Below are 13045 nucleotides of genomic sequence, written 5' to 3' on the forward strand. Positions count from 1 at the left end.
CCATCTATGGCTACTGAAGTTACCCTTCCCGATCTTGGTGACGGCATCGAATCCGGTGACGTATTAGAAGTGTTCGTCTCGGTCGGAGACGTGATCTCCGAAGGCCAAGACATCGTTGAAATGGAGACGGACAAGGCGACCGTCCCGGTCCCTTCGTCGGTCAGCGGAAAGGTTTCAAAGATCGCGGTCAGCGAAGGGGACACGGTGCCGATCGGTGGCGTGTTGATCGAAGTCGAAGCCGAATCGGGCGCCGCGGCACCGGCCGCCGAACCCGCTCCGGAAACCCCCAAGGCGGAAGCACCCCAAGCAGAACCGCCCAAGGCTGAAACGCCCGAACCACCGGCCCCGGTCGCGTCGACGCCCGCTCCTGCCGCGGCGACTCCCGCTCCCGCTCCCGCAGCACCGCCGGCCCAAGCTGCCGCCCCCGCACCTGCTGCTGCACCCGCTGCGTCGGCTGCGGCACCGGTCGAGCCGGCCGATTCCGATGGCGAAGGCGGCGTGATTCCGGCCGGTCCGGCGGTCCGTCGCTTTGCACGCGAAGTCGGCGTCGATTTGGCGCGGGTGACGGGAACCGGCGAGGGCGGACGCATCACGCGTGACGACGTGTTGGCGGCCGTTCGTGCCGCCAGCCAATCGGCGGGCCAAGCCGCCGCCAGCCAGGCTGCCGCTGCACCACCCGCCGCCACCCCTGCGGCGCCCGCCGCCGCCGCCGCGGAACCTGCGGCCGCCTTGGGGTCCGACCGACCCGGCACGCCGGCGATGGATGACTTCGGCTCGATTCACGTCGAACGAATGAGCAAGATTCGTAAGACGATCAGTAAACAGATGCACGCCAGCTGGTCGAACGTTCCCCGGGTGACCAATTTCGATGACGCCGACATCACCGAACTGGAACATCTTCGCCAAACCAGCAAGGACGACTACGCCAAGCAAGGTTTGAAATTGACGACGATGCCGTTTTTGATCAAAGCGGTTGCGACGGCCCTGAAGCATCACCCGGCGATCAACGCGACGATCGATCAAGAAAACGAGCAGTTGATCTACAAAGACTACGTCAACATCGGCATCGCCGTGGATACCGACCGTGGCTTGGTCGTCCCGGTGATGAAGGATGCCGACCGGATGAGTGTTCCCGGTGTGACGCGGACACTGGCCGAAATGGCCGGCAAAGTGCGCAGCGGGCAATTTGCCGTCAACGACCTCCGCGGCGGATCGTTTACGATCAGTAACTTGGGTGCGATCGGCGGGCAGTATTCCACGCCGATCATCAACATCCCGGAAGTCGCGATTCTGCTGGTCGGCCGCAGCCGCAAGCTGCCCGTCGTGATGCCCGACGATTCGATCCAGCCGAGATTGATGATGCCGCTTTCGCTTTCCTACGACCATCGCCTGGTCGACGGCGGCACCGCAGCACGGTTCCTCAATGATGTGATCGGCCTGTTGGAAGCGCCCAGCCGTCTGCTGCTGGCATTCTGATCTCCATTTTCGATCCCGTTGGTGACATTGGGGGAACGAGAGTTCCCTAGTGGTTTAATGCTTCATCCACCCTGCCCAAGACGATGGGGCGGGCATCGGACGCTGCGGGGTTTTGCGAGCCGTGCCGACTAGAGCGGCAGCGGCCAGCGCGAAACTGCGGTTTCCGGCAGGATGTTGACCGGTGATTGAGCACGTCTGATAGACTATTCTGTTCTAAGGTCGTGTCGTGGCGCCGTCGGGCTTCTCTGTGTGCGCCCTGAGGCGTCGTTTGCCCACCACTATCCCATCAAGTTTCCAGCTTTTCTTTCGGAGATTGTCGTTGATGACCAACGTGTATGGCCCGCTCCAGGTACTTGGGCTCCCCAGCCGATCCAGTGTTGTTGTCAAGGCCGCGATGTTGATCGTCACGGTCCTGTTTTGCGTCTCGGGGCCGGTTGGAATGGCGGTGGCTCAAGACGAGGCAATGGATGAATTCGCCGACATCGCCGGTCCCGGCGAAGAGGCTGCGGCGCCGGCCGCTGATCCCGCCGGCGGCGGAGGCGTCATCGGGGATGGAGCCGCGCCCGGAGGCGGAGGCGGAGGCGGGGATACAGCGCCGCCCCCATCGGATTCGCTGCTGACCTGGGTGCTCGATTCACTCGGCTACACGTATTTGATCATCTTCCTGCTGCTGTCGGTCACACTGGTTTCGCTGTTTGTGATGAACATGCTGGCCGCCCGCCGCGAGACGCTGTGCCCAAATGAACTGATCGAAAGCTTTGAAGAGAAACTCAACGCGAAACAGTTTCAGGAAGCCTACGACATGGCTCGCACCGACGAATCGGTCCTCGGCCAAGTGCTCTCTGCCGGCCTGGCCAAGATCTCCCGGGGCTACAACAAAGCGATCGAAGGGATGCAGGAAGTCGGTGAAGAAGAGAGCATGAAGCTCGAGCACCGATTGAGCTACATGGCACTGATCGGAAACCTGAGCCCGATGATCGGCCTGTTCGGGACAGTTCAAGGGATGATCGCATCGTTCCGCGTGATTGCCACCAGCCCGCAAACACCCAAACCGGCCCAGCTTGCCGAAGGGATTTCGACCGCGTTGTTCACCACCCTGGTCGGCTTGGCCGTCGCCATCCCCGCCATCGCGGCCTACAACATCTTGCGAAACCGGGTCGCGCGGTTGCTGTTGGAAGTCGGGGTGCAAAGCGAAAACTTGATGAGCCGTTTTGAAGACATTCAACCCGGAGGCGGCGCGCAGTGAAGGTCAAGTCCAAGAAGCCGAACCTGGCCGAAGGCGATTTGACTCCGATGATTGACATGACGTTTCAGTTGATCGCGTTCTTCATGGTGCTGATCAACTTTTCGCAAACCGAGTCAAACGAACGGGTCGTGTTGCCCAGCAGCCAATTGGTCAAGCCGCCGGAAAAGCCGCTGGAGTTTCCGATCATCTTGCACGTCGCCAAAGACGGCGAGATCATTCTTGGCGGCGACAGCTACACCACCGAAACGCTCAGCACCGGACTGCGCCGTGAACTGGCCGTCTTGAGAGCCGAAAAGAAATCACCCAAGGACGCCAACGTGATCATACGTGGTCACCAAGACGTCGCGGCCGGCCAGGTTCAAGAGATCATCCGCGTCGCTCAAGATCAGCAACTTGAGCAATTCGCGCTGCGCGCCAAGGAGGATCGATCATGAGAATGCGGCATGAGGTCGAGCACGAAAAGAACGAGTTGAACATGACCAGCATGATCGACATCGTGTTTCTGCTGCTCGTGTTCTTTGTGATGACGTTCAAAATCGTCGAAATGGAAGGCGACTTCACCGTCCGGATGCCCTTGGCCGGTGACAGCAATGCCACCTCCGACGTCACGGACCTGCCACTGAAACTGCGTCTGCGGGCCGACAATGATGGAAAATTGACATCGATGTCGCTCAACGAAATCAATCTCGGCACCGATTTCACCAAGCTCCGCGCCAACGTGATCGGCTTGGTCGGAACCGACGAACCGGCCGAAGATGCCGATGGCCCCGAGATCGAAATCGATACCGATTACAACCTTCGCTATGCCTACGTGATCCAAGCGATCACGTCGGTCAGTGGCTACCGAGACGACACCGATCAAGTCGTCAAATTGATCGAAAAAATCAAGTTCGCCAAGCCGCGACGCTAAGCAACGATCGGGCGTGACACGTTCGCGACGAGTGTCTGGCCCGCATTGCATTGCCGTCGGACGCGGGTTTAGATCGACAATCGGAGTCGTGAGAGAGTGGGTGTACAGTGTGGATCGCTGCTGGTGGCGAGCAGCGAGTCCGCCCGATCCATCAACTCCGATTCGTCTTTGCTGCTGCCGGTGGTGTCGATGGCCCGGAAATCACCGTGGCAATGTCCGCAAGTCATGCTTTTTCCGAGGCAGTGGATGGGGATCAAGCTTTTGCGTCCACAGATCGGACACGTCTTGCAGAACTTCAGTTGAGGCATGCGATCACTCCGTTGTTTTAAAAACACCGCTGAACGAGACGCCGCGGGAATTCGCAAAGCGTCGGACAGCGCAAACCCGAGACAAAAAACGAGACACGCAGGGTGACGGACGAGTTCGGTCCATCACTTGGGGACGATCACTCGCAAGCGGTTCTCGACCGGCGCTGTGGCGTCGACCTTTCGTACAATTTCCTGTGCCAATTGTTTCAGGTAATACGATGTCACTCGCCCTGACAGCACGATTCGCCCGTCGCAGTAGTCACATGCGACGTTGGCGAGTTGGGTATGACCACTTTCGCCGAGCGTCCGCAACAAGATCTGTTCAAGCTCTTCTGGTTGCGTTTGTTTGAAGTCACTCTCTAGCACCGTTGGTTTCTGCTCCTTCATAAGTGGCGCGCATAACATCATCATCTCCTTGCGTGAATGAGTCGTTACCGCAGCGAAGCCGATTCGACAGCAAAGCCGGTCATGCTGTTGGGCGAAACGGTTGCCCGTTTTGCTACGGCCAGTTGATGAACTCTCCAGGGACTACAATTTCCCAAGGTGCCCGGATCATCAGGCGCAAGAATCTTTCTTTGATGAGAGAATCACGATTGGTCGCCAACCGCGATTGGGCCGATTCTAGAGTATGCCCAGTCGCCGTCAACTGAAGAGACTTTCACTATCGTCGAATTCAACCCAGAACAAGTGACGTTCTAGCAAAGCGCATGGTAGCGGAACGGCGCAAGCCGTCCGGTGACGCCGCAAAGCGGCGCGCCGGACCGGAGGGCTTGCGCCCTGCCGCTAACAGGGGAACGAAGCCATGGTAGCGGAACGGCGCGAGCCGTCCGGTGCCGCCGCACGGCGGCGCGCCGGACCGGAGGGCTCGCGCCCTGCCGCTAACAGGGAAACGAAGCGCATGGTAGCGGAACGGCGCGAGCCGTCCGGTGACGCCGCAAAGCGGCGCGCCGGACCGGAGGGCTCGCGCCCTACCGCTAACAGGGGAACGAAGCGCATGGTAGCGGAACGGCGCAAGCCGTCCGGTGCCGCCGCACGGCGGCGCGCCGGACCGGAGGGCTCGCGCCCTGCCGCTAACAGGGGAACGAAGCGCATGGTAGCGGAACGGCGCAAGCGGCCTGTCGGTTTAGTGTATCCACAAAACGAGGGGAGGTGGCTTAGTAGGCATCGTCACGATGTTTGCTATTCTTGGCGGATCGTCGTCGCGATTCACTTCTCACGCAGGGAGGCTTGCCCAGTGAGCCAGAGACAACCCAAGACCAGCTATTGGCAGGAAGCTCCTACACCACGCGGGCAACTGGTCCTCATTCCCACCGCCCTGGAGGAACTCATCCCTCAGGATCATCCCGTTCGCTTGGTCGACGAGATTCTCGATCAGATGGACTGGACTGATTGGGAGGCGGCCTACAACGGCGGATTCGGTCAGCCGCCGATCCATCCCAGCGTAATGGCAAAGATCCTGCTGTTTGCCATGATTCGGCGAATCCGATCCAGCCGGAACATTGAATACGAACTCAAGCATTCGATCGATTTTATCTGGCTTAGCAGCGGTCGCCGCATCGATCACAGCACGATCAGCGACTTCCGCCGAAACAATAGTGATGCAGTCAAAGGCATCTTCAAACAAATGGTCAAGCTGGCGATCAACCTGGGGATCGCCAATCTCTCGGAACTGTGCATCGACGGCACACGCATCCTGGCTGACGCCAACAAATACAAGACTTGGACGGCCAAACGATTAGCCAAAGCACTCGAAGAACTTGACGCGCAAATTGATGAGGCCCTGGAAACCTTCGAAGTCAACGACGCATGCGACGAAGATCTCATCGGCCAGGACGTTTCGGCGGACCGCCTCCCCGCCGCCGTCGCCAACTTGAAGTCACGCCGCTCACAACTGGCCGCTCATCTGGAGACGGTCAATGCGATGGACGAAGTCCGCAGGAAAAATGGGACGAAGGGCCCCGCCCAGTTACCCAAGACTGACACGGACAGTCGCATTCTTCCCAATAAGGAGGGTGGTTACGCAGCCAACTTTACTCCGATGGCGACGACCGAAACGCAGAGCGGCCTGATCGTTGCGGCGGACGTCTTGATCGGCAACGTCGAACACCACGAATTTGCCACCATCGTCGACTGTGTGGCCAACGACTTTGGAATTGACATTAAGCGAGTCATGGCTGACTCGGCTTACACGACGGGCAAAAACCTCACTGCGGCTGAGGAAAAACAGATCGAACTGATTGGCCCGCTTGCCGAAACCAATCGCGAGAACAACCCTGCCGAGCGTTCGGATTTGACTGAGCCCGTTGCCGCCGATCAGATTGATCAGTTGCCGGTTAATCCACAAACCAAACGATTTGACAAAGCAGCGTTTGTGTACGACGAAGCGAACGACTGCTATTACTGCCCGGCAGGCAAAGTGCTTTCACATCGGACGACCGAGAACACGACGCATGGCGACGGCTCTCCGGTGCAGCGAAAGGTTTACACCTGTTTTGAATGCGAGGGCTGCACGCTGGCTGGGCGTTGTCGCAAGAACGTGAAGCCAAAAGACGAGGCAAGCAGCAGCGAGGCATCGTCCCAGGAGTCCAGCGAAGCGACCTCGTCGGACAAGCGAGCGGGCAAGCGACGTGGTCGCAAGCCTGGCCCGCCACGTGGTCGCGAGACGATGCATGATGAGCATGAAGGAGCGCGACGTCGGCAGCGTGCGCGAATGGAAACGCCTGCAGCCAAAGAGGCTTACTCTCGTCGTCAGCATTTCGGTGAAACGCCTTTCGCCGTGATCAAGAGCACGCTTGATATGCGGCGATTCCTGCTTCGAGGTATCGCAGGTGTGAATCAAGAATGGCGCTGGGCGGCGACCGGATTCAATCTGAAGAAAATCATGAGTTACTTGGCGAAGCTGCGCGCCGCCGCGGCGACACAATCGCTCGGAACAGCAAACTAGGGGAGATAGGGGGCATTTCGAACGAAATCCGCCACAAGCGAACGCCACGATCCCGTCAACACGCTTACCAACGACTCTGGATGCCCCGCATAGCACCATAAAAGCCTCGTCCGGAACCAAAATCGAATCAACCGTCCCCAGGAACTAAATCGACAGGCCGCAAGCCGTCCGGTGCCGCCGCACGGCGGCGCGGGAGACCGGAGGGCTCGCGCCCTGCCGCTAACAGGGAAACGAAGCGCATGGTAGCGGAACGGCGCAAGCCGTCCGGTGCCGCCGCACGGCGGCGCGCCGGACCGCAGGGCTCGCGCCCTGCCGCTAACAACACACCCACGTTTTGCCTCACAGCCGCTAAAATGAATACCGGTCGACTCGCAACTAACTTCGACAAATGCATGGAGTTTCAACCATGAAAGACGATCCGATCGCGTTCTTCATCACTTGGACCTGCTATGGAACATGGATGCCGGGTGATGAACGTGGCTGGACAAAGTGGCATCGAGGTGATCACGTCCCACAACCTCGGCTGGCAGATTGGTGCCGTGACCAAATGATTGAATCGGCCATTGAACTCGATGCCGAGCAGCGAAGGAGTGTTGAGTCCGTTGTCGCAGAGCATTGCGTAAAACGCAAATGGATCCTTCACGCAGTGAATTGTCGATCAAACCATTGCCATGTTGTTGTGTCGGCAGCGAATTGCGACGGCGAACTCGTGCGAGATCAGCTAAAATCTTGGGGAAAACGACGGTTGAAGGAGCGGGAGCAGAAACTGGGTGAAACAGGAAATTACCTTCGAGAACATTGGTGGACACGAAAGGGAAGCGTGAAATTTCTGTTCGATGAAGACTCGCTCGCAGCAGCAATCGAGTACACGTTGGAAGCCCAAGACGCAGGTGGCTCGAAAGCGAGTTTTTTGTAACGCGAAGCGGATCGTAGCGGTACGCCGCGAGCCGTCCGGTGCCGCCACAGGGCTTCGCGCCAGACCGGAAGGCTCGCGCCCTGCCGCTAACAACCGATCGGAGTGTCATGGTAGCGGAACGGCGCGAGCCGTCCGGTGCCGCCACAGGGCGTCGCGCCAGACCGGAGGGCTCGCGCCCTGCCGCTAACAAGGGAACGAAGCCATGGTAGCGGAACAGCGCAAGCCGTCCGGTGCCGCCACAGGGCTTCGCGCCAGACCGGAGGGCTCGCGCCCTGCCGCTAACAACCGATCGGAGTGTCATGGTAGCGGAACGGCGCGAGCCGTCCGGTGACGCCGCAGGGCGGCGCGCCAGACCGGAGGGCTTGCGCCCTGCCGCTAACAACCGAGCGGAATGTCATGGTAGCGGAACGGCGCGAGCCGTCCGGTGCCGCCACAGGGCTTCGCGCCAGACCGGAGGGCTCGCGCCCTGCCGCTAACAACCGATCGGAGTGTCATGGTAGCGGAACGGCGCGAGCCGTCCGGTGCCGCCGCAAAGCGTCGCGCCAGACCGGAGGGCTCGCGCCCTGCCGCTAACAACCGATCGGAGTGTCATGGTAGCGGAACGGCGCGAGCCGTCCGGTGCCGCCACAGGGCGGCGCGCCAGATCGGAGGGCTCGCGCCCTGCCGCTAACAACCGAGCCGAACGTCTTGCCAAACCGTGTGCTCGTGCGGCACCCCATCACGAATTCGCTTCGGTCTTTTTCGGTAACACCCAGTCGGGGCGGATGAAGTGACAGGTGTATCCGCCTGGATTGCGCAGCAGGTAGTCTTGGTGTTCCGGTTCGGCTTCCCAGAAGTCACCGGCGGGTTCGACTTCTGTAACGACTTCGCCCGGCCAAATCCCCGACGCGTTGACTTCTTGGATCGTTTCCAAGGCCGTGCGTTGTTGTTCGTCGTTGGTAAAGTAAATCGCGGAGCGATAAGACATGCCGCGGTCGTTGCCCTGCCGGTTCACCGTGGTCGGGTCATGGACCTGGAAAAAAAATTCCAATAGCTTTCGAAAACTCGTTTCGCTGGGGTCGAAAACCACTTCGATTGCTTCGGCGTGTGTGCCGTGGTTTCGGTAGGTGGCGTTGTCGACGTCCCCGCCGGTGTAGCCGCATCGCGTCGACACGACACCGGGTTGTTTGCGAAACAGATCTTCCATGCCCCAAAAGCATCCGCCTGCTAAAACCGCTCGTTCTGTCATCGTCATGGCTCCCTTTTTCGTGGACGACAATACTCGTCCGATTGATCACATCTCTGTCTCGGCATCGGTCCTGACGCCGAGGGCATCGCCTATGCATCGATTATATCGGGCCAGAACAGTGCACATGGGACCAAAATCGGGTATTGGAGAACCGCTATCGGGTGGTAAAATCAGGGAATGAATACTCCCGCCTCCCCGTGCGTCCGCATGGGTTTGCTGCTGGCATTGAGCCTGGCAGCCGCTGCCAGCCTGATCGCCGCCGATCCCAACCTTCCGACTGACGCTCCGCATGCCGCGCGAACCGAATTCGTTCAGCAGTACTGCGTGGATTGTCACGATGGGTACACGCAAGAAGGCGATCTGAATCTGGCCGAACTGGAGTTCCAACCCGCCGACGCGTCCAATCTGCGACGCTGGGTGACGATTTTTGACCGGGTTCAATCCGGCGAAATGCCTCCCCAAGACGCAGAGGTTCCCGACCAACAGCCGCGGGAAGATTTTTTGGCCGCCATCGCCGCGCCGATTCATCAAACGCTACAGCAACAAACGCGGACGCTCGGACGGGTGCGTTCGCGGCGGCTGAATCGAACCGAATACGAAAACACGATGCAAGACCTGCTCGGCATCGATATTCCGCTGCAAGAGTTTCTCCCTGAGGACACGTATCACGACGGTTTTGCCACTGTTGCTCAGACGCAACAGATCTCACTTCATTTGATGGAGAAGTACCTCGACGCCGCCGACGCATCGCTCGACGAAGCATTTCGCCGTGCCTTGGACGGGGATGCGAAGCCGTTCCGCCACACCTTCACCAGTGCGGAACTGGGGCGTCAAGTCGGACAACGTGACCCTTGGCATGTCGGCGACAAAACGATTGCCTGGTCGGCCACCCTGATCTACCACGGACGTGTTCCGGAAACGGAAGTCCGCCGCACCGGATGGTATCGCATCACGCTTCATGATGCTCACGCGGTGAACATCCAACCGGGCGAAGGCGTCTGGTGCACGGTCCGAACCGGCGTCGGCTTTGCCCACGCGCCGATGATGTTCTTGGCCGGTATCTTTCGTGCCGATGAACAGCCCCGCGACCAAACTTTCGAGGCGTGGATCCGCAAAGGGCATCTGATCGAGGCACGCCCCTCGGACCATACGGTCGAACGCGTGCGTGGCACGGGGCTGAACAATTACCGAGGGAGCGCTCGCGACAAACGCCCACTGCCCAAGGTACCGGGACTAGCGTATTCATCAATCACGATGGAATCGATTCACAAGGCACCACCGCGCGAACAGGTCGCCCAATTATTGTTCAGTGAGACAACGATCGATCAGAACCTGTCGCGTGACGAGATCGCCGCGTTGATGAAGCGGTTCGCGACGCGGGCCTTTCGCCGTCCGCTGACCGATCAAGCGCTCTTGCCCTACTTGGCGTTGGTCGACGAGGACTTGGCGGCGGGGATCGGGCCGCGGGAAGCACTGAAACGCGGCTACCGCACGATCCTTTGTTCGCCCCGTTTCCTGTTTCTCACCGAAACACCCGGCGAACTCGATGACCATGCGGTTGCGTCGCGATTGAGTTTTTTCTTGTGGTCGACGATGCCCGACCAGACGCTGATGGCGGCGGCCGATGCCGGTGAATTGACCCAACCGGAAACTCGTCGTCATCATGTCCAACGCATGCTCAACGACGACCGTGCCGAGGCCTTGGTCGACGCGTTGGCCGATCAGTGGCTGAACCTTCGCGAGATCGATTTCACGTCGCCCGACGCGGGACTGTATCCCGAATTTGACGAGACGCTTCAGCAGTCGATGATCGACGAGACCCACGCGTTTCTGGCAACATTAATTCGCGACGATCTGCCGGCGGCAAACATCGTCGATTCCGATTTCGCGATGTTGAACGAACGATTGGCGAAACATTACGATATTCCAGGGGTTCATCATCAGAATGTCCAGACAGTGTCGTTGGCCCCCGAACACCATCGCGGCGGATTGATCACTCAAGGCTCGATATTGAAAGTCACCGCCAACGGCACCACCACCTCACCGGTGGTCCGCGGCGCGTTCATCAATGAACGCATCCTCGGCGTCGAAATCCCTCCGCCACCGGACAACGTCCCGGCGATCGAGCCCGACATCCGCGGCGCGGTCTCGATCCGTGATCAACTCGCCAAGCACAGCGATCAAACGTCCTGCGCGGCCTGCCACATCAAGATCGATCCGCCGGGCTTCGCACTGGAAAACTACGATGTGATCGGTGGTTGGAGGACGCGGTATCGTAACTCCAAAGCCGCCCGGAAAGGATTGCCGGTCGATCCGCATCACCAAACCGCCAAGGGCGAAGCGTTCGAGGACATCGAGCAATTCAAGCAAATTGTGTTGCGAGACCCCGAGCAGATCGCGCGAAACTTCACGCATCAGTTGGTCACCTATTCGACCGGTGCGCCGGTTTCCTTTAGCGACCGACGGGTGATCGAAGCCATTCTTGATCAGACCCAACCCCAACGCTACGGCATCCGCTCGCTGATCCAAGCGGTCGTCGACAGCCCGATCTTTCTCACCAAGTAGGCCCGTCATGAAGTTCACCAATACAAAACTCGATCGACGCACGGTGCTGCGAGGCTCGGGGCTGGCCGTCGGGTTGCCGTTTCTCGACGCGATGGTGCCGGCGATCGCGAGTGCCGCCGAAACCGAAGCCCCTCGACGCTTTGTCAGCTTCAGCCTCGGCCTCGGCTTGCACGGTCCGAACCTGTTCCCGAAACAGTCCGGTTTCAACTACACGCCGTCACCCTACCTGGCGGAGATCGCGGACATTCTGCCCGAGATGACGGTGTGCTCGGGCGTGTCTCACCCGCAGGTCGCCGGCGGACACCGCGCCGAAGGAACGATCCTGACCGCTGCACCGCTGAGTCGATCGGATGCGAACTTTCGCAATTCGGTGTCGCTGGATCAATTGATGGCCAAGCACTTGGGAGACCAAACACGGTTCCCCTCATTGGTGCTCAACGCCTCGGGGGACAATTCGAGTCCTTCGTATACTGAAAACGGCGCGATGATTCCGCCGGAAATGTCGCCGTTGCGGTTGTTCGAGCAACTGTTTGTCGCCGACGCCCCGGCGGTTCGCAAACGAGATTCGGCGCGGATGCGACACGGTCGCCGGGTCATGGATCTGGTCGCCGAAGAAGCGAAGTCGTTGCAACGGACGCTGGGAGCCGGTGATCGCGACAAATTGGACAACTACTTTACGGCTGTCAACGAGTTGGAGAAACGACTCGCCGCCAATCAGGCTTGGATCAATCGCCCGAAACCACAAGTCAGCAAACCCGAATCGCTTGCCCAATCGGTTTCTGACGGGATCGAAAAACAGCGGGCGATGTTCGACGTGATGGCGTTGGCGCTGCAAACCGATTCCACGCGTTTCATGACATTGCACTTGGGCAATGGCGGCAAAGTCGAACTCGACGGGGTCACCGAGGCGCACCACGCGCTCAGCCACCACGGCCAGGACGAGGAAAAGCTGCGGCAGCTCGCGATTCTCGAAAACGCGCTGCTCGCCGAGTGGGCCGATTTCGTTCGAAAGCTCAAGACGGTCCAGGAATCGTCCGGCACGCTGCTGGATCAGACGATGGTGTTGTTGACATCCAACCTGGGCAACGCATCCAGTCACGACAACAAGAACATGCCCGTGCTGTTTGCCGGCGGCGGGTTCAAGCACGGCCAGCACCTGGCGTTCGACACCAAGAACAATTACCCCCTGCCCAATCTGTATCTGTCCGCGTTGCACCGATTGGGATTGCACCACGACCGTTTCTCGACCAGCACCAGCACGATGACGGGACTGGAACTGGCCTAAAGGGCCGGTTGATCGAATCGAGACTCCGCAATCAACGCGATGTTCCTCTTGAAGTAGGGCATGCTGTGCATGCCGGTCGCCTGAATCGGCGGGAATCCTAGCGAATCGCCGATGACGGGCCCCGTCTCGGCTGACGGTCGCCTCCGACAGTGAATATGATGTGCGTC

11 protein-coding genes are annotated in these 13045 nt (G+C 59.6%); 8 read left to right on the forward strand and 3 right to left on the reverse strand.

The features are described from left to right. Positions 1-6 precede the first annotated feature (6 nt). The 4 genes from TBK1r_RS04610 to TBK1r_RS04625 all read left to right on the forward strand — a co-directional run bounded on the left by TBK1r_RS04610 (position 7) and on the right by TBK1r_RS04625 (position 3632). Positions 7-1476 carry a 2-oxo acid dehydrogenase subunit E2 gene (locus TBK1r_RS04610; protein WP_145207739.1) on the forward strand — a complete coding sequence of 490 codons (1470 nt, stop codon included), beginning with the start codon at positions 7-9 and terminating at the stop codon, positions 1474-1476. Positions 1477-1870: 394 nt separating this feature from the next. Further along, positions 1871-2722: a MotA/TolQ/ExbB proton channel family protein gene (locus TBK1r_RS04615; protein ID WP_145222028.1), complete on the forward strand. Its 852-nt coding sequence runs from the start codon at positions 1871-1873 to the stop codon at positions 2720-2722. Next, on the forward strand, positions 2719-3156 hold the full coding sequence (locus TBK1r_RS04620) for an ExbD/TolR family protein (RefSeq protein WP_095742184.1): 438 nt from the start codon (positions 2719-2721) through the stop codon (positions 3154-3156). Before TBK1r_RS04615 ends, TBK1r_RS04620 begins: the two co-directional genes overlap by 4 nt. Then, complete coding sequence (locus TBK1r_RS04625) at positions 3153-3632, forward strand: ExbD/TolR family protein (protein WP_145207740.1); 480 nt, start codon at positions 3153-3155, stop codon at positions 3630-3632. The genes TBK1r_RS04620 and TBK1r_RS04625 overlap by 4 nt, the downstream gene beginning before the upstream one ends. A gap of 68 nt (positions 3633-3700) precedes the next feature. Here the strand turns inward: TBK1r_RS04625 and TBK1r_RS38265 are convergent, their stop codons facing one another. Together TBK1r_RS38265 and TBK1r_RS04630 are read right to left on the reverse strand one after the other, a co-directional pair. Further along, the gene (locus TBK1r_RS38265) at positions 3701-3940 is read right to left on the reverse strand and encodes a hypothetical protein (RefSeq protein ID WP_419580970.1); all 240 of its coding nucleotides are present in this window, start codon (positions 3938-3940) and stop codon (positions 3701-3703) included. Positions 3941-4063: 123 nt separating this feature from the next. Next, positions 4064-4327: a BON domain-containing protein gene (locus TBK1r_RS04630; RefSeq protein WP_145207741.1), complete on the reverse strand. Its 264-nt coding sequence runs from the start codon at positions 4325-4327 to the stop codon at positions 4064-4066. Positions 4328-5174: 847 nt separating this feature from the next. Between TBK1r_RS04630 and TBK1r_RS04635 the strand changes: the two genes are divergently transcribed. Both TBK1r_RS04635 and TBK1r_RS04640 read left to right on the forward strand, forming a co-directional pair. Next, positions 5175-6884: an IS1182 family transposase gene (locus tag TBK1r_RS04635; RefSeq protein ID WP_419580133.1), complete on the forward strand. Its 1710-nt coding sequence runs from the start codon at positions 5175-5177 to the stop codon at positions 6882-6884. Positions 6885-7290: 406 nt separating this feature from the next. Then, the gene (locus tag TBK1r_RS04640; protein ID WP_145207743.1) at positions 7291-7800 is read left to right on the forward strand and encodes a transposase; all 510 of its coding nucleotides are present in this window, start codon (positions 7291-7293) and stop codon (positions 7798-7800) included. Positions 7801-8518: 718 nt separating this feature from the next. Here the strand turns inward: TBK1r_RS04640 and msrA are convergent. Beyond that, complete coding sequence (gene msrA / locus TBK1r_RS04645; protein WP_145207744.1) at positions 8519-9028, reverse strand: peptide-methionine (S)-S-oxide reductase MsrA; 510 nt, start codon at positions 9026-9028, stop codon at positions 8519-8521. A 177-nt stretch (positions 9029-9205) separates the two neighbouring features. On the opposite strand from msrA, the gene TBK1r_RS04650 reads away from it, so the two are divergent. Both TBK1r_RS04650 and TBK1r_RS04655 read left to right on the forward strand, forming a co-directional pair. Continuing rightward, positions 9206-11593, forward strand: coding sequence for a DUF1592 domain-containing protein (locus TBK1r_RS04650; protein WP_145207745.1), 2388 nt, complete (start codon positions 9206-9208; stop codon positions 11591-11593). 7 nt (positions 11594-11600) lie between these two features. Beyond that, on the forward strand, positions 11601-12878 hold the full coding sequence (locus tag TBK1r_RS04655; protein ID WP_145207746.1) for a DUF1552 domain-containing protein: 1278 nt from the start codon (positions 11601-11603) through the stop codon (positions 12876-12878). Positions 12879-13045 lie beyond the last annotated feature (167 nt).

Origin of the sequence: Stieleria magnilauensis, from assembly GCA_007753675.1 — a bacterium.
Classification (GTDB): Bacteria; Planctomycetota; Planctomycetia; order Pirellulales; family Pirellulaceae; genus Stieleria; species Stieleria magnilauensis.